Genomic DNA, 16,597 nt, shown 5'->3' on the forward strand with positions numbered 1-16,597 from the left:
CTTTTCTCAAAATTAGTTGATAATACTTATTACTTAGGTCAATTTTGCTATATTCAGTTACATTTTCCGAAACGAGCCTGACGAAAGCTGTAGAGAGAGGTTACGTTAGAGTTTAAACAACAGCCGCACCTCAGCAGCTATGGTAAAAGAATTAGCAATTCGCACTTGTGGCTTAACTAAGCAGTTTGAACGGCACGTAGCTGTTAATAATATTGACTTAGAAATTCAAGCAGGTGAAGTCTATGGACTTATAGGGCCGAATGGCGCAGGAAAAACGACTCTCATCAGGATGTTGGCAGCAGCTGAAGAACCAACTACTGGTGAGATTTATATTAATGGCGATCGCTTGCGTCGTGACAAGAGTAACCCCACTCTCAAACGTCGTCTTGGCTACCTACCTGATGATTATCCTCTGTATGAAGATTTAACTGTCTGGGATTATTTAGATTATTTTGCCCGTCTTTATCGTCTGCGTGAACCACGCCGCACTCAACGTTTATACGAAGTTTTAGAACTCATTCAACTGGTTAATAAACGTAACAGTCTAATTTCCACACTGTCGCGGGGAATGAAGCAGCGTTTAAGTTTAGCAAGGACTATCATCCATGAGCCAATTTTACTGCTATTAGATGAGCCTGTTTCTGGACTTGACCCCATCGCCAGGATGCAGTTTCGGGAAATTATTAAGGCGTTGCAAGAAGCGGGGATGACAATTTTGATTTCTTCCCATGTTCTCAGCGACTTAGCAGAACTGTGTAGTTCTGTAGGCATTATGGAATTGGGTTTTTTGGTAGAAAGTGCTTCATTACAACAACTTTATCAACGGTTATCTCGTCAACAAATACTGTTAACAACTTTGGGTGATTTAGAGGCACTTTTAACTGAGGTTAAACATCATCCTTGTGTAGAGGAGTGGGAGAAAATCCCAGGAACAAATAGCTTGCGGGTGAATTTTTCGGGGACACAGGAAGACTCTGCGGAATTATTGCGCTCTTTAGTTACATCAGGCATCCCTCTTACTGATTTTCATTCCACACAAGAAGATTTAGAAAGCATTTTCTTGAAACTAGGACACAAACAAGCATCTTAATTATTTAATTGGAGATTCTCCCGATGATGCAGAATTTAATCGACAAAATAGGCGAGTGGAATCCACAATTATTTAGAGAACTTAAAGGTCGCCTGAAGGTTTTTAATATCATCATTGCTGTTGGCTTATCACTGATTGCTCAACTGGGAATTTTCCTCTATCAATTGGGTGATTATCCAGGGGAAAAATATCCCATGTCGGGAACATACTGTAATTTGAGTACAGGTTATAAACAACGCCTTAACTCACTTTACCAACTAATTGAGCAAGTTCAGCAAAAAATTAACAGATATAGTGGTCAGCCAAACATTGAACCCGCGAAAATTCAGGCACTCAACACACAACTAACTAATTTAAAAGATGAGCAAGTTAATCTCAATAAGCTACTATATGATAAATTCTGCCCTACTGACCAAATAAATATACAATTGTGGTGGCAAGACCATTGGGAATATATATTTCTCAGTCTTAGCGTCATGTTTGTTTTTATCTTGTTAGTTGCTGGAACTTATTTACTCATCAATAATTTAGCCCAAGAAGAACGGCGTGGTACTCTCAATTTTTTACGCTTAACTCCTCAATCAGAGGTGAGTATTCTAACTGGCAAAATGTTAGGAGTACCAATTGTTATTTATCTCCTAGTTTTAACAGCCTTACCTTTACATTTGTGGGCGGGAATTTCTGCCAAAATCGCCTTTAGTCACATTCTCAGTTTTGATATAGTTCTCATCGCTAGCTGTGTTTTCTTCTACAGCTATGCGCTGCTATTTGGTTTAAATAGTCGTTGGTTTAGTGGATTTCAACCTTGGTTAGCTAGTGGTGTAGTGTTATTGTTTTTGTTCACCACTATGAACTTAGCATCATATAGCCCCTATATTCAGAATACAGCTACATGGTTGAGACTGTTAAGCCCCTTTGATATGATGGGTTATCTATTTGGTAACTTATTCCGTCACTACGATAAAACATCCCTTAACGAATTACAATTTTTCTATTTACCAATCGGTAAAAGTCTTGTTGGTTTAGTAGCCTTACATCTCATTAATTATGGTATTGGCATTTACTGGGCTTGGCAAGCACTAGAGCGTCGGTTTCGTAATCCCAATACGGCTATTATTAGTAAAGGTCAAAGTTACTGGTTTGTAGCTTGTTGTCAATTAGGATTTTGGGGATTTACTCTTCAATATTACCAAAATCATTGTCCCTACAATTATAATAGTCAACCCCCAAGTTGCTATTATGATTTAAACTATCAAATCGGGCAGAATTTACCGTTTTTGATTATGTTTAACTTGGCGTTGTTATTTAGTTTACTGCTAATTATAACGCCCCAACGTCAACAAGTGCAAGATTGGTCACGGTATAGTTATCACCCAGAAGCTAGCAACAGAAGTTTTTGGAATAGTTCCTGGTTTAAGGATGTTGTTTGGGGTGAAAAAAGTCCGGCTTTGATAGCAATGGCTATTAACCTGTTAATCATAGTTACACCTTTGATAGTATGGATTATTCTTGCACCTGTCTTAAATGTAAAACAGAGCCACACTATTAACTGGGTGAATGATATTGGCAGAATGAAAGCGATTTTAGCTGTAGCCTTATTTATTAGCATGATGATGATTTACACTACCATTGCTCAAATGATGCTGATGATGAAAACCTCCAGACGTAGTATTTGGGCAATTGGGACTATAGGCGCAGTCATGTTTTTACCACCCGCAATTTTAAGCTTTTTAAGCATTTCTCCGCTTGAATATCCCGCAGTTTGGTTATTTTCTACTTTTCCTTGGGTGGGGTTAAAAGATGCTGCAACCATCACAGTTTTTATGTCACTCTTATTTGAGGTAACTGTCTTAGCATTGTTGAATTTTCAACTAAACAAGCAGATAAAATTAGCTGGAGAATCTGCAACCAAAGCATTACTAACCGCACGTTAATTATACTGTTTGTAGTGAGGGCTTCAGCCCTCTCTCGCCAATGATACGGGAAGAAAATCAGGACTAAAGTCCTTACTACGAACTTAAGCAATTACCAAACGAGTTTTAACTATGCACACGAACTGGATAAGTCAACTCGGAGACTATAACCCCCAACTATTCAGGGAAATTAAAGGACGCTTACATAAACGCAATGTACTATTAGCAGTTACTACATCATTACTCACTCAGTTGGGAGTCTTTCTTTATTTTCAAAGTCTCTTACCCAATAGTGACAGTATCACGTATACCAATTACCATAAATACTGTACAGGTCAATATTTAGATATTTCACGAGAATGTCTTTTCGATGGTTTTGGTAATGTAATGATTAACTGGCCGTTATGGTTTCAAGATATATTTACCGGACTGAGTATTATTGGATTTTTCTCAATTCTAGTGGCGGGTACTTATCTCCTCATCAATGATTTAGCTACGGAAGAAAGACGTGATACTTTAAATTTTATCCGGTTGAGTCCCCAGTCACACCAAAGTATTCTCTTCGGGAAAATGCTGGGAGTACCTATACTGATATATTTGGGTGTATTTCTAGCAATTCCTATTCATTTGTGGTTAGGTTTAAATGCAAACCTTTCTCTAATCTCGATTTTCGGCTTCTATATAATTGTCATTACTACTAGCCTGTTTTACTTCAGTGGTGCGCTATTATTTGGCTTAGTTGGTTCTTGGTTAGGTGGGTTTCAAGCATGGTTAGGGAGTGGTGCAGTTTTAGGTTTTCTCCTATTCACTCAGCAATCATTGAAAGATGAAGTATCATTTAATTACCCATTTGTAATTTTAAAGCTGATTAATCCCTATTATTTTATTCCTCAATCTAGGGGGTTAACGTTAGATAATTTTAATTGGTTTGCTCTACCATTAGGAAATAATTGGTTAACCATTATCGGCTTTGCTGTAGTAATTCACTTGTTGGGGGCTTATTTTATTTGGGAATCATTGCAACGTTGTTTCCGCGATCGCAATGCTACTATGTTAAGTAAGCAGCAGAGTTATTTACTGACTATCGCGTTTACAATTATCACTATCGGCTGTGCTAATTGGTCAAAAGTCGTCTTTGGTATTGGTAATATAGCTTCTGCCATGACAGAAAACATGGCTTGTCTCATGTTTCTGAATTTGTGGTTATTCTTGTATTTAATTGCGGCTTTGACTCCCCATCGTCATACTTTACAAGACTGGGCGCGTTATCGTCATCTGGCTTCATCGCCGACAGGAAAGCGTCAGTTAATGCAAGATTTAATTTGGGGTGAAAAAAGTCCGGCTGTAGTGGCGATCGCTCTGAATGTTATCATCTCTATTACAGGTTTGAGTTTATTTACTCTTGTCTCTACTACCGACATATATACCAAATTCAACATCTTCATATCCTTAATTTTTGCTGGTAGTCTCGCTGTTATCTATGCAGTTTTAGCGCAGCTACTTTTAATGATGAAAAATGGACAAAGGCTATTTTGGACTAATGGTATTTTGGGTGCTGTGATTATTTTGCCAGTCGTTGCTTTAGCTATGTTGTTTTCCTATCCCGGAAACCAAACTTTTTTATGGCTATTTTCTATTGCTGCACCTCTTATAGTTTTGTATCCATCAAGCGGTGCATCAGCAATGACGGCTTTTTTGGCTATTATGGGACACGTGGGGATTTTGGGTTTATTTTTGTTCCAAATGACTCGCCAGTTAAGGAGGTTGGGAGAGTCGGGTACGCGGGTTTTATTGGAAAGAAATTAAACGCGGAGGGGCGCAGAGGTTCACGCGGAGGTACGCGGAGTGGTAAGATTTGGGGTGAAGTGTGAGGGTAGTTTGTAATTATTCGTGTTTGTTTTAATTACGAATTACTATTTAATGTAATGTCACAACATAACTCAGTTGCGATTCAATTCTGTGATGTTAGTTTTAGCCGCAACCATCGTCCTTTGGTGTCGCGGTTAAATTTTGCTATTCATCGTGGGGAAGCTTTAGTATTATTGGGGCGTAGTGGTAGCGGTAAAACTACTACTATGAAGTTAATTAATCGTTTGTTCATACCCACTCAAGGTGAGGTATTATTTGATGGTGTGCCGACAACTCAGTGGGATGAGATTAAGCTGCGGCGAAAGATTGGTTATGTGATTCAAGAAACTGGTTTGTTTCCTCATTTCACTGTAGAAAGAAATGTGGGTTTAGTTCCTAGTTTAGAAGGTTGGCAACCTAAACAAATTAAAACACGGGTTTATGAATTATTACATTTGGTGGGTTTAGATCCTGCACAATTCGCTAAACGTTATCCTCATGAGTTATCGGGGGGACAAAGACAGAGGGTAGGTGTTGCTAGGGCTTTAGCGGCAGATCCTCCTGTACTATTAATGGATGAACCCTTTGGCGCACTCGATCCGATTACGCGCTTTGAATTACAGCAAGAGTTTAGAAGGTTACAGCAGGAATTAGGTAAGACTGTGGTTTTTGTCACCCACGATATTCAAGAAGCTTTTGTTTTGGCATCGAGAATTGGTTTAATGTATGGCGGAGAATTGGTAGTATTAGGAACAAAGGATGAATTTATGCGATCGCAGCATCCCGAAAGTTTAGCTTTTCTGCAATGTCTGCGTTCACTGCAAGACAATTTATGAAAGATTTCTTTTTGATTAAGTACGCACCGGAAATTTTACGACACACCCTAGAACATTTATTTTTGGTGGGTGTTGCTATTAGCATTGCTATAATTATCGGCATTCCTTTAGGAATTTTAATCACCCGTCAAACTCAACTACGTCAGCCTATTTTGGGTGTGGCTAATGTTCTACAAACAATCCCCAGTTTAGCATTATTTGGTTTATTAATTCCTGTCCCCGTCATTGGGGGAATTGGTGTTGTTCCGGCTATTGTCGCCTTAACTTTATATTCACTACTGCCAATCATTCGGAATACTTATACAGGTATTACAGGGGTAGATGCTGCCATTCGGGAAGCTGGGCGAGGGATGGGGATGACAGATAGACAATTATTATTACAGGTAGAGATTCCCTTAGCAATGGGAGTGATTTTGGCAGGGGTAAGAGTGGCGACAGTTATCGCTATTGGTATTGCGACTATTGCAGCAGCAATTGGTGCTGGGGGTTTAGGCGTGTTTATTTTTCGGGGAATTGCAGTTGTCAATAATCAATTAATTTTAGCTGGTGCAGTTCCGGCGGCGGTGATAGCATTACTAGCTGATTTATTAATTGGATGGTTGGAGAAGAAACTCAAGGTTAAAAGTTAATAGTTGGGTGTAGGGTTATGAAAAGATTTTTGATATTTTTTTTATTATCCTTGGGATTAGTGCTAGTTATTGCTGGTTGTCAAACTAACCCAATCATTAATAGCGGTGACATTATCATAGCATCAAAAGACTTTACTGAGCAAGATATTTTAGGCGAACTTTTAGCCCAACAAATCGAAGACACGACTAATTTAAAAGTAGTGCGTCGCCCTCGCTTGGGTGGTTCTTTTGTCTGCCATCAAGCGATTACTGCTGGTAAAATTGATGCTTATATTGAATATACAGGCACAGCATTTACTGGTATTTTAAAACAAGCAGTAATTAATGACCCAAAAGTAGTTTATGAAAAACTCAAACAAGCATACTCTCAACAATTCCAGTTAGAAGTAATGCCGAGTTTAGGTTTTGAAAATACTTTTGCAATGATTATCAGGGGAGAAGACGCGAAACGTTACAACATTCAAACCTTATCAGAAGCAGCCCAATATACACCCCAATGGCGTGGCGGTTTCGGCTATGAATTTCTAGAAAGAGAAGATGGCTTTCCGGGTTTAGCTAAAACCTATAACTTAAAATTTAACAAACCACCCCAAATAATGGACTTAGGTTTAATATATCGCGCCTTAATTCAAAAACAAGTAGACATGGTAGCAGGTAACTCCACCGATGGACAAATTGCGCGTTTAGGTTTATTTGTTCTCAAAGATGATAAACAATACTTTCCCCCTTACGAAGCTACGCCAATTGTCAGACAAGAAACCTTAAAAAAATACCCCCAAATTAGAAAAGCCATTAATCAACTCACAGGAAAAATTTCCGCAGATGAAATGCGACAACTTAACTATTTAGTAGAAGGAGAACTACAAGACATTAAAGAAGTAGTACGCGAATTTCGTAAATCTAAATCCCTTCTAAATATCTCTTAAACCCCTCCTCTCTGCGCCTCTGCGTGAGGCAGAAAAATATTTATGCAAGAGGTCTAATATCAAATTAGATAACATAAACCACTATCTTAGGCACAATTAAAGTCATATCTTGCACCATTCTCAATAAGCTCCAGGCTATGCACACCCAACAACCTAAAACTCAGGTTTTGAACAACTTGCAAGTAATGCCTACCCTACAAAAATTATCATCAAGGAACAGGTGCAAGATGTGTGTTAAGCAAACATTTCGGAGATAGTCTCCATCATCAGAAACAGTCTATGAGAATAGTTAGGAAACCTGATAAAATTATAATGCTCATAAAAAGAACGAGCATCATCATCTTTAGCTTCAACTATTACAGCAGTTGTGGCAATTTCGTTTTTTAGGCTGCGATAAAGTGCATCCATTAATAGCATTTCTCCTAATCCTTTTTTGCGATGGTTTTGATCCACAGCTAATCGACCAAGAAGTGTTGCAGGAACTATCGGATATTTTGGCAATTTTTTACTTATTTCTATGGGTAATTCTGCCAATTTAATACTTGTTGCAGAAAGTGTGTAGTAACCAGCGATGCTACCAGAATTTTTTTCAACTAACACAAAAGGAGCAGCTACACGCTTACGAGCATCCTGCCCGGCTTGCTGTTTTAAATAACGGTCTAGTTGCTCAACACCGCAACAAAAAGCCGCCCGGTCATGCTTTCCTAGCGGCTCTATGAAATAATCATCGAAACTATCAGATAAGGCCACTTACACACCCATGTTTTGTTTATAGCGTTGAGCAGCAGCACGTAGTTTTTCACTTGGTGCTGGTGGGTTCAGTAGTGCTTCTACAAAAACCTCTTGGTCTTGTCTGCTTAAAACCATCATTTCATTTTCTTGAATAACCTCATTAGCAGCCTTGAGAACGCTACTAATGACAAAATCTGTGAGTGTTCGACCCTGAATATCAGCCGCACGCTGGAATAATTCTTTTTGCTCTTTAGTAATACGTGCTTCGAGGCGTTCAACTTTGGAGCTTGTGGAATTTTGTTTCCGGCTTCTAGCCATTGTGTTAGCCATGATAGCCTCTACTTATAGTTTTATTTTTGTACGGCAATTGTCCTTACAAATATACTAAACTATTCTCCAGAAATGTCAATAGCTATCTAACTCAGCTATATCTAGACTAAACAAAATAAAAAAATGCCTATTCTTCCTCAAACCAAACACACTATATTCACCATCTTTTCCCTAACCCTTCTCTGCTACACCGAAATAGCATCAGCCACCATCAGCGTACCTTTACGCAGCAAAAAAGGCATGGTAGTATCTGCGAATTCCTTGGCGAGTGAAGCGGGAATCAAAATGTTACGCCAAGGTGGTAATGCTGTTGATGCAGCAGTCGCCACAACCTTCGCCATTTCTGTAGTTGAACCGTTTTCCGCCGGAATTGGTGGCGGTGGTTTTTTATTATTACGTAACCAGAAAACAGGCGAAATCAAAGCTCTAGATTTTCGGGAACGCGCACCCCTGAAAGCTACAAGAAATATGTACTTAGATGCAGAAGGTAAGGTGCGTCCGAATGCTAGTATCAAGGGTTATTTAGCAGTGGCGACACCGGGGACGGTGGCGGGTATGTATGAAGTTCACCGACGTTATGGTAAGCTGCCTTGGCAGGAAGTATTAAAACCTGCGATCGCACTCGCTCAAAATGGTTATATTATCAGTAATCAACTAACTTGGCGTTCACTTCCAGCCTATATCAATCGTGAGCAAGCAATTCTCAGTAACCCAGCCGCACGTAACATTTTCACCCGCGACGGCAAATTTTATCAACCAGGAGAAAGATTAGTACAGCGTGACTTAGCACGCACCTTAAAAATTATCGCCCACAATCCCCAAAGCTTTTACACTGGTAATATCGCCCGTGCGATCGCCAATGATATGGCAAAGAATGGCGGTTTAATTACTTTAGCAGACCTGAAAGCCTATAAACCCATCTGGCGAACTCCTGTATGTGGAAGTTTCCGCCAAGCTGAAGTTTGTTCTATGCCACCACCTTCATCTGGTGGTATATTGTTATTGCAGATGTTAAATATCATCGGTGATGCAGACTTAAAATCTTGGGGTTGGCATCATCCTCAAGCTTTACATCTGATGACAGAAGCGATGAAAATAGTCTACAGCGATCGCTCACAATATTTAGGTGATCCTGATGTTGTCAAAGTCCCCGTACAAGCATTGATTAGTCCCGGCTACGCCAAACAACGCCTTGCTGAGATTAACATGGACAAAGCCACACCCGCAAACCAAGTTAAGCCCATTGCACCCGAAATTTTACAACGCTTCAGCCAAGAAAAAATTCCCCACTGGCGACAACAGCAACTAAATGCAACTCCTCATGAGTCTCCCGAAACCAGCCATTTAAACGTTGTCGATGCAGAACATAACGCCGTCAGTCTCACATTTACTGTTAACCTCGGTTATGGTTCTGGGGTAGTGGTAGAGGGAACTGGTATTTTACTCAACAATGAAATGGATGATTTTGCCATTGCACCAGGAATACCCAACACTTTTGGACTCTTGGGAAACGAAGCCAACGCTATCGCACCCCGAAAAACCCCCCTTTCTAGCATGACACCTACAATCATCACCGAGAAAAATCATCTGCGGATGGTAGTAGGTGCGCCCGGTGGTAGCACCATCATCACTCAGGTATTGCAAGTTATCCTGAACGTGTTGGAATATAATATGGATGTTGGTGCAGCCGTGTCTGTGCCACGCATACATCACCAGTGGTTTCCTGATGAGTTGCGAGTTGAGAGGTGGGGTTTAGATGCGTTAACTCTGCAAGACTTACGCCGTCGAGGACACAAAATTAAAGAAACTAATCCTTGGGGCAGTATTAACGCGATCGCTGTTACTGTTGATCGTAACTTAGAAGGCGCAGCTGACCCTCGCGGCGCAGGTTCTCCCAGAGGTTTTTAATTTACATAGCCAGACAAGGGCGAATGACTAATGACTAATGACTATTAACAATAGAAGACTCTGCATAGGCACAGTTACCAAATTCATTGGCGCGTGCGCTAGGAACTAAAGTCCAACCAGCTTTGAGTAATTTTTGATAAGTTGCCCAACCTTTGGAGCCGCCAGGAATCTGATAATCTGGTACTGAATATTGGGGAAAAGCTGTGTAAGGCCGCCAAGCTTGACTAGGTGAAACTTGCAGATATAAGATTTTGTCCCCATCACCGCTAGTCTTAGATATCCAGCACATTTGTCGTTGCATGGCAAACTCCTTTGCATTTAGCATATACTGCATATTGGCAGATTTTTGTCAATACTGCGTCCGCCTTGTGGAATAATTCTTAATCTTCCTGAAGTAGTCAACTTCCTGACAATATCAAGACGTACAATTACCTAAGTAAAAGTCCGACATTGAGATTGCTGATCAACAGCCTTATAGATAGATAGGTTGTGCAAATGTTTGTGCATTATTCTTATGCAAGAATAAGATTTTTTTAATGTTATCTGCTGATACTAAAAGTGTATGTATCAAGAGTTACTATTTAGACTTTTTTGAAGTTTTATTACAAAAAAAACGCTAATATATTATATAAACAACGCTTGTATAGACGCGATGAATCGCCTCTAGTCGCCAATAATCGCCCTAATATCCTTAACTATCTCCAGATAATGCAAGTCAGACATCACAGGTTGAGAACCTTGTAGTTGCACAGGTGACTCAATATCAATCCATGACTTACACCCACCATACTGGGAACGATAGGGAATTTCTTGGATTTGGGGGAGTTGGTAAGTCCGCAGCAGGAGGATAAATAGGGGTTGCTGGGGTTTCCACTTCAGGCGATCGCTGATAAAATTTTCATTCCAGATATGAAAAGGTAATAACCTGCTGACAACTGACTGCTCACTCACTGGCAAAATATCAGTAATCTCAGCCCAACTGGTAATTTGCACCGTTTCTGGATGCCATCCTGATGGTACGGGATGCACAAGATTAGCATATTCCGTCTTGAGTAACAAAGGTTGTTGATGTTCATAGGTGGGATACAGCAAAACCCGTTGATGAGTCACTTGAAAACGGCCTTGCTTTTCAGCAATACCACCCTTACGCAACAACATAATAGTTTTACCAGCTTCTAAAGCCTGAATGGCAACAGCCCATTCTTTGAGGGTATGCACAGTTTGATTCAATTCCATCAGCATCTACTGTAACTCTGATTTTATTTTTCGCGAAGACCGTTAAAGTATAAAACTATCCAGGGATATGAATTGAGAGAACCTTTATGGAGAAGCGAAGACTGGGTACATCTGACGTATATATTACCCCCATCCTCATGGGAACTTGGCAAGCGGGTAAAAAATGGTGGGTAGGAATTGAGGATGCAGACTCAATTAAAGCTATCCGCGCCGCCTTTGAAGCAGGTATTACCACCATTGACACGGCGGAAGTGTACGGGGATGGACATTCTGAGCGCATTGTTGCGGAAGCTTTATCTGATGTACGTGAGCAAGTAGAGTATGCAACCAAAGTTTTTGCGAACCATCTTAAGTATGACCAAGTAATAGAGGCTTGCGATCGCTCCTTAACAAACCTCAAAACTGACTACATCGACCTTTATCAAATTCACTGGCCTGCTGGCTCATTCAATAGTGAGATTGTACCAATTGAGGAAACCATGCGCGCCCTCAACCACCTCAAAGAACAAGGTAAAATTCGCGCCATTGGCGTTTCTAATTTTTCCCGCGCCCAATTAGCACAAGCCGCCCAATATGGACGTATAGATAGCTTACAACCTCCATACTCCTTATTTTGGCGAAAAGTAGAAAAAGATGCCATGCCCTATTGCATAGAACATAACATTTCCATCTTGGCCTACTCACCCTTAGCCCAAGGATTATTAACCGGGAAATTTCCCCCAGGACATAAATTTGATCCAGAAGACAATCGCGCCAAAAACCAACTATTTCAAGGCGAAAACTTTCAACGCGCCCAACAAGCACTAGATAAACTGCGCCCCATAGCAGAGAACCATAATTCTACACTAGCTCAGTTAGCATTAGCTTGGTTAATAGCCCAACCCCAAACCAACGCTATAGCCGGTGCGCGTTATCCTGAACAATCCAAAGACAACGCCCACGCTGCGGAAGTTCAACTTTCCCCCGCAGAAATTGCCCAAATTGATACCATTGGTTGCATCGTCACCGACCATATTGATGATAGTTCTGGAATGTGGAATTGGTAGCCACTGCTGGAATTCCCAACCCTCCTTTTTTCAACCTCAACAATAAATCTTGTGGGGTGGGCATCCTGCCCGCCCTTATTACGTATCTACAAAAAATACTTATGGATCAAAATTTTAAGCGTTTATTGCAAACATCTACAAAATGTCAAGTTTAGTAAATTAAGGATTGCGAGCAACAAACTCGGTGCTAACTTAAATATCAAGACACCAAACAAGGCGAACCAAACTAAGGGCAAATGATTCGGTGTCTCCCATCATCAGCCCAAACAAATTACAGCATAATATCAGTAATGTGGCAAAAAGCCCTAAACAGGCCAAGCCAAATCCCAAAGCGGAAAAACGAAAATTGCTGGATTTGTTAGTTGTAATGTCCACCCTAGTTGTAAATTTGCTCAAAATCTTTTTTATTAAATTCAAAAATTTGAAACCTGTGAACTTTGAAAAACCTGGTCAACCCGTACCAGGTTTTTTGATGTTATAGTTGTCATATCTTGTACCATTTTTAATTAGAGTCAGGCGATGCACAGTCAACCGTAAAACTAAGCGTTTGAGGAACTCTTAAGCAATGCCCACCCTACAAAAATAGTCTGGCTGATTTTCTAGCAGCGAATAAAATAGAACAGCAATATTATCCTGCTAGAAACATATATGAAAAACAGTAATCGCTGTTGGCAGAATTTCACCTTAGCAACTTTAGTAGCTAGCCTTTCCTTATCCTGTGACTTCAACGTAGCGAGACAAGCCGAGCAAGTCAATGCTGTAGAACAACAAAAAACAGAAACCAAAATTAGCTACGGAGACTTAATTATTAAACAGCAGTCAGATTATTTAATGATTCCCGTAAATGTTAAAGAACAAAATTCAGATAAAGATAGTTTTTTAGACAAGACTCGTGATTATAAACGAGGTGACGGCTCATTATATAATCTAATATTTTATCACAAACAAGATGGGAAAACTCATCTTCTCCTTGATAAAAAAGCCGTCATCAATGCCTTTGAGTTAATCGAAACCAAACCACCAGGAAAGACACCCACAAGAGTTTTTCTTTATAAAATTATTGACCAAGATACCAACAAAGATAAAAAACTCAACCAACAAGATGCAGTCATTGGTTATATATCTGATTTGTCGGGAAAGAACCTTAAACAAGTCACCCCGAATAATACCAAAATGATAAATTGGGTTGTTCTTCCCAGTCAAAATGCAATTTTTATTAAAATAATTAAAGACTCAAATAACGATAATAAATTTACAACAGCAGATAAAACGAATTTTGTCAGAGTTAATCTTGAGCAACCGAGCCAAGGTATAGAAATTATTAGTGACCAAATCGAACAAAAAATTAATTCATTATTTTAAAACAATATGCTGGTTTGTAGTAAGGACTTTAGTCCTTATTTTCTCAAGACTTAAGTCCTTACTACGAACTGCTTTTGACTGATGACTTACGCAAGTGTCACATAAAATGTGTCTTGTAGGGTGCGTCAGACTGATTAAATGCTGTTAATAAATGTATTTTTGTTATCTGACGCACCCTACTGATATGCTGATTTTCTCAGGACTAAAGTCCTTACTACGAACTGGTTCTAACTTATCACTAGCAAACAGATAACACCCAATCTCGGAAAATCGGGTTGACTTGTTCTGGTACTTCATCATGAGGACAATGACCAGCCCGTAAAAAATGTTCTGTTAATTCAGGATAATATAGGTGAAACTTTTGCGAACGTTCTCTAGCATTCATCCAAGGGTCAGCCTCTCCCCAAAGTAGCAATAAAGGACAAGTTAATTGTTTTAATAAAACATCAACTTTTTCCCCTTGAGGAGAACTAAACACCGACACAAACACATCCAAAGCACCAGTATCGTAAGCAGGGCGATAAATTTCTTCTACTAATTGGTCTGTGATAGCTGTTTGATCAAGATAAACCTTTTCTAAAGTTCGGCGAATTACCCAACGTTGTCGCACATATTGAAATAATAAAAACTGGGCTAGACGTTGTTTAAACATCCATTTGACACCATTGCCCACAAGTTTCTGTAAAGCCGAGGGTTGTTTAGGTGGTTGAATTTGTGATTGTAAAGCTTCTGGTTCAGATGTTGACTGAATTTCGCTAAATGGCCCTGCACTATTGAACAAGACTACACCAGCCGCACTGTCAGGACATTGGGCTGCAACACACAAGCAAGCATAGCCACCAAGGGAGTTACCAGCTAACACTGCTTTTTGTCCAATGACTTCACTGATAAAATCACGCAGTTGGTCGCGCCATAAGTCGCCACCATACTGTAATTTAGGTTTGGCTGAACGTCCAAACCCCAATAGGTCGATTGCAAATACTTCAAAATCAACACACAGACCTGTGATATTCTTGCGCCAGTGGTCTGTAGAAGCACCAAAGCCATGTACCAATAGCAAAGGCGGACGTTGCGGTTGTTTTGCTCCCGCACGCACGTAGTAAATTTTATGCCCTCGCCACTGCCAATATTGTCCAGGAATTGGAGTTGTAGAGGCGGCTGTCGTTCCCTGCATATTTCAAAGAAATGTGAACTTGCTGTTAATAATTGTAAAGCAGGGGACTGGTGACTGGGGAGATGAGGAAGATGAGGGGGATGAGGGAGAAAAACTAATGACCAATGACCAATGACTAATGACTAATGACTAATGACTAATGACTAATGACTAATAACTATTGACTGTTGACTAAATTGCAATAGAATGCAAAATGCTGGAAAAAACCTGATTTTGTCAATTACAACCTAAGAATTATGCCTCACAAGCTGTTGTTTGTCTGTCTGGGTAATATATGCCGATCGCCATCAGCAGAAAACATCATGAATTATTTGATTGACCAAGCTGGCTTAAGCGAAAGTATCATCTGTGACTCTGCTGGTACATCGAGCTATCACATCGGTAGCCCACCTGACCGACGCATGAGTGCGGCGGCACAAGCAAAGTTAGGAATTAAGTTGCTTGGGCGAGCTAGACAGTTTCAAAAGTCAGATTTCCAGGAATTTGATTTGATTTTGGCTATGGATCGGGATAACTATGATGATATCATCGCGCTTGATTCGACTGGGCAGTATCACAAGAAAGTGTATTTGATGTGTGAATTTTGCACTCGGCACAACCTCAAAGAAGTTCCAGACCCCTATTATGGAGGACAAGAAGGATTTAATCAGGTAATTGATTTATTGGTTGATGCTTGTCAAGGTCTGCTGCAATACATTACTAGCCAATCAATCGACTAAACCGTGCTTAATTGCAAACCGCACCAGTTCAGCCCGGTTGCTGGTGGCGGTTTTTCTCAATAAACTACTCACGTATTTTTCCACGGTTCTGGGACTTAAGTGTAGTTTCTGTCCCATATCAGCATTAGAAAGACCGTGAGTTAAAAGTTCTAGGACTTCCTGTTCTCTGAGGGTTAAAGATGAAATTAACGGCGATTTCTCTAGATTTTGGCTGAATACAGAGTTATTAGCTTCTACTGCTTTGTTGGAGACGGGAGTGGCTGCGCCTTGTTTTTGTGATAAGCGATACTCAGATTGAATGATCAGCGATCGCTCTAGAAGATTCCGAATGGCGGCGGCTAACTCTTCTAGTTCAAAAGGTTTTGGTAAGTATAAATCACACCCCGATTGATAGCCGAGAATTCTTTCTTGCGTCTTAGTACGGGCTGTTAATAAAATTACAGGCAATAACCGGAACTCTGGTTTTTGACGTACCCGACGTACCAGTTCATAGCCATTCATCCGTGGCATCACAATATCTGTCACAATTAAATCAGGCTGGTATTCTTCTACCATTGCTAAAGCCTCTTGACCGTCATTCGCTGTAATCACAGAGTAGCCAGACAGTTCAAGATAATCACTAATAGATAGACGAGTGCCCAAATCGTCATCCACCACAAGGATCGTCAAGGGCATGGACAGTACACCCCTAGCATTATCTATACTCAAAAATTCCCTTTTACAAGCTCCATCTACAAACACAAGTTACAATAGTGTTCTTATGTTTCATACTATGACAGGATCAGCAGCAGATGACTGTCCCCAGAGGGATTTATAAAGAAAATCTTAAATCCATAAAAAGATTAACA

The 16,597-nt window shown here is 40.1% G+C and carries 16 protein-coding genes; 10 read left to right on the forward strand and 6 right to left on the reverse strand.

Annotation, left to right across the window (positions count from 1 at the left end; translation table 11 throughout):
- The first annotated feature begins 139 nt into the window (after positions 1-139).
- The 6 genes from AACS98_RS01780 to AACS98_RS01805 all read left to right on the forward strand — a co-directional run bounded on the left by AACS98_RS01780 (position 140) and on the right by AACS98_RS01805 (position 7,242).
- The gene (locus AACS98_RS01780) at positions 140-1,090 is read left to right on the forward strand and encodes an ABC transporter ATP-binding protein (RefSeq protein WP_066375591.1); all 951 of its coding nucleotides are present in this window, start codon (positions 140-142) and stop codon (positions 1,088-1,090) included.
- A 23-nt stretch (positions 1,091-1,113) separates the two neighbouring features.
- The gene (locus AACS98_RS01785) at positions 1,114-3,024 is read left to right on the forward strand and encodes an ABC transporter permease subunit (protein WP_066375592.1); all 1,911 of its coding nucleotides are present in this window, start codon (positions 1,114-1,116) and stop codon (positions 3,022-3,024) included.
- 111 nt (positions 3,025-3,135) lie between these two features.
- Positions 3,136-4,809 carry a hypothetical protein gene (locus AACS98_RS01790; protein WP_066375594.1) on the forward strand — a complete coding sequence of 558 codons (1,674 nt, stop codon included), beginning with the start codon at positions 3,136-3,138 and terminating at the stop codon, positions 4,807-4,809.
- Between the two features lie 119 nt (positions 4,810-4,928).
- Positions 4,929-5,687 carry an ATP-binding cassette domain-containing protein gene (locus AACS98_RS01795; RefSeq protein ID WP_066375596.1) on the forward strand — a complete coding sequence of 253 codons (759 nt, stop codon included), beginning with the start codon at positions 4,929-4,931 and terminating at the stop codon, positions 5,685-5,687.
- Positions 5,684-6,316: an ABC transporter permease gene (locus AACS98_RS01800; RefSeq protein WP_066375598.1), complete on the forward strand. Its 633-nt coding sequence runs from the start codon at positions 5,684-5,686 to the stop codon at positions 6,314-6,316. Before AACS98_RS01795 ends, AACS98_RS01800 begins: the two co-directional genes overlap by 4 nt.
- 17 nt (positions 6,317-6,333) lie before the next feature.
- Positions 6,334-7,242: a glycine betaine ABC transporter substrate-binding protein gene (locus tag AACS98_RS01805; protein ID WP_066375600.1), complete on the forward strand. Its 909-nt coding sequence runs from the start codon at positions 6,334-6,336 to the stop codon at positions 7,240-7,242.
- A 234-nt stretch (positions 7,243-7,476) separates the two neighbouring features.
- Here AACS98_RS01805 and AACS98_RS01810 read toward each other — a convergent pair whose 3' ends face one another.
- Together AACS98_RS01810 and AACS98_RS01815 are read right to left on the reverse strand one after the other, a co-directional pair.
- On the reverse strand, positions 7,477-7,992 hold the full coding sequence (locus AACS98_RS01810) for a GNAT family N-acetyltransferase (protein WP_066375606.1): 516 nt from the start codon (positions 7,990-7,992) through the stop codon (positions 7,477-7,479).
- Positions 7,993-8,304, reverse strand: coding sequence for a type II toxin-antitoxin system TacA family antitoxin (locus AACS98_RS01815; RefSeq protein WP_066375608.1), 312 nt, complete (start codon positions 8,302-8,304; stop codon positions 7,993-7,995).
- Between the two features lie 123 nt (positions 8,305-8,427).
- On the opposite strand from AACS98_RS01815, the gene ggt reads away from it, so the two are divergent.
- Positions 8,428-10,212: a gamma-glutamyltransferase gene (ggt, locus tag AACS98_RS01820; protein WP_066375609.1), complete on the forward strand. Its 1,785-nt coding sequence runs from the start codon at positions 8,428-8,430 to the stop codon at positions 10,210-10,212.
- Between the two features lie 34 nt (positions 10,213-10,246).
- Here ggt and AACS98_RS01825 read toward each other — a convergent pair whose 3' ends face one another.
- Positions 10,247-10,513 (reverse strand): hypothetical protein, encoded by a 267-nt coding sequence (locus AACS98_RS01825; protein ID WP_066375879.1) that lies wholly within the window; start codon positions 10,511-10,513, stop codon positions 10,247-10,249.
- A gap of 362 nt (positions 10,514-10,875) precedes the next feature.
- Complete coding sequence (locus AACS98_RS01830) at positions 10,876-11,454, reverse strand: DUF1802 family protein (protein WP_066375612.1); 579 nt, start codon at positions 11,452-11,454, stop codon at positions 10,876-10,878.
- Positions 11,455-11,534: 80 nt separating this feature from the next.
- Here AACS98_RS01830 and AACS98_RS01835 point away from each other — a divergent pair, with 80 nt between their 5' ends.
- A complete protein-coding gene (locus AACS98_RS01835) occupies positions 11,535-12,494 on the forward strand; it encodes an aldo/keto reductase (RefSeq protein WP_066375615.1) in 960 nt (319 codons plus the stop codon).
- 648 nt (positions 12,495-13,142) lie between these two features.
- Positions 13,143-13,856, forward strand: coding sequence for a hypothetical protein (locus tag AACS98_RS01840; RefSeq protein WP_066375620.1), 714 nt, complete (start codon positions 13,143-13,145; stop codon positions 13,854-13,856).
- Between the two features lie 238 nt (positions 13,857-14,094).
- Here the strand turns inward: AACS98_RS01840 and AACS98_RS01845 are convergent, their stop codons facing one another.
- Positions 14,095-15,030: an alpha/beta fold hydrolase gene (locus AACS98_RS01845; protein ID WP_066375623.1), complete on the reverse strand. Its 936-nt coding sequence runs from the start codon at positions 15,028-15,030 to the stop codon at positions 14,095-14,097.
- 236 nt (positions 15,031-15,266) lie between these two features.
- On the opposite strand from AACS98_RS01845, the gene AACS98_RS01850 reads away from it, so the two are divergent.
- A complete protein-coding gene (locus tag AACS98_RS01850; RefSeq protein WP_082803786.1) occupies positions 15,267-15,749 on the forward strand; it encodes a low molecular weight protein-tyrosine-phosphatase in 483 nt (160 codons plus the stop codon).
- On the opposite strand, the gene AACS98_RS01855 is transcribed toward AACS98_RS01850, so the two are convergent.
- Positions 15,738-16,424 carry a response regulator transcription factor gene (locus AACS98_RS01855; RefSeq protein ID WP_066375631.1) on the reverse strand — a complete coding sequence of 229 codons (687 nt, stop codon included), beginning with the start codon at positions 16,422-16,424 and terminating at the stop codon, positions 15,738-15,740. The genes AACS98_RS01850 and AACS98_RS01855 overlap by 12 nt on opposite strands.
- Positions 16,425-16,597 lie beyond the last annotated feature (173 nt).

Origin of the sequence: Anabaena sp. CA = ATCC 33047 (assembly GCF_963870205.1) — a bacterium.
In the GTDB taxonomy this organism is placed as follows: Bacteria; Cyanobacteriota; Cyanobacteriia; order Cyanobacteriales; family Nostocaceae; genus Trichormus.

Bases quoted from the DNA above. Each gene is read 5' to 3' on its own strand.
- ggt (WP_066375609.1), top strand. From the start codon at position 8,428: ATGCCTATTCTTCCTCAAACCAAACACACTATATTCACCATCTTTTCC.
- AACS98_RS01840 (WP_066375620.1), top strand. From the start codon at position 13,143: ATGAAAAACAGTAATCGCTGTTGGCAGAATTTCACCTTAGCAACTTTA.
- AACS98_RS01850 (WP_082803786.1), top strand. From the start codon at position 15,267: ATGCCTCACAAGCTGTTGTTTGTCTGTCTGGGTAATATATGCCGATCG.
- AACS98_RS01815 (WP_066375608.1), bottom strand. From the start codon at position 8,304: ATGGCTAACACAATGGCTAGAAGCCGGAAACAAAATTCCACAAGCTCC.
- AACS98_RS01830 (WP_066375612.1), bottom strand. From the start codon at position 11,454: ATGCTGATGGAATTGAATCAAACTGTGCATACCCTCAAAGAATGGGCT.
- AACS98_RS01785 (WP_066375592.1), top strand. From the start codon at position 1,114: ATGATGCAGAATTTAATCGACAAAATAGGCGAGTGGAATCCACAATTA.
- AACS98_RS01845 (WP_066375623.1), bottom strand. From the start codon at position 15,030: ATGCAGGGAACGACAGCCGCCTCTACAACTCCAATTCCTGGACAATAT.
- AACS98_RS01800 (WP_066375598.1), top strand. From the start codon at position 5,684: ATGAAAGATTTCTTTTTGATTAAGTACGCACCGGAAATTTTACGACAC.
- AACS98_RS01805 (WP_066375600.1), top strand. From the start codon at position 6,334: ATGAAAAGATTTTTGATATTTTTTTTATTATCCTTGGGATTAGTGCTA.
- AACS98_RS01835 (WP_066375615.1), top strand. From the start codon at position 11,535: ATGGAGAAGCGAAGACTGGGTACATCTGACGTATATATTACCCCCATC.
- AACS98_RS01855 (WP_066375631.1), bottom strand. From the start codon at position 16,424: ATGCCCTTGACGATCCTTGTGGTGGATGACGATTTGGGCACTCGTCTA.
- AACS98_RS01825 (WP_066375879.1), bottom strand. From the start codon at position 10,513: ATGCAACGACAAATGTGCTGGATATCTAAGACTAGCGGTGATGGGGAC.
- AACS98_RS01790 (WP_066375594.1), top strand. From the start codon at position 3,136: ATGCACACGAACTGGATAAGTCAACTCGGAGACTATAACCCCCAACTA.
- AACS98_RS01780 (WP_066375591.1), top strand. From the start codon at position 140: ATGGTAAAAGAATTAGCAATTCGCACTTGTGGCTTAACTAAGCAGTTT.
- AACS98_RS01795 (WP_066375596.1), top strand. From the start codon at position 4,929: ATGTCACAACATAACTCAGTTGCGATTCAATTCTGTGATGTTAGTTTT.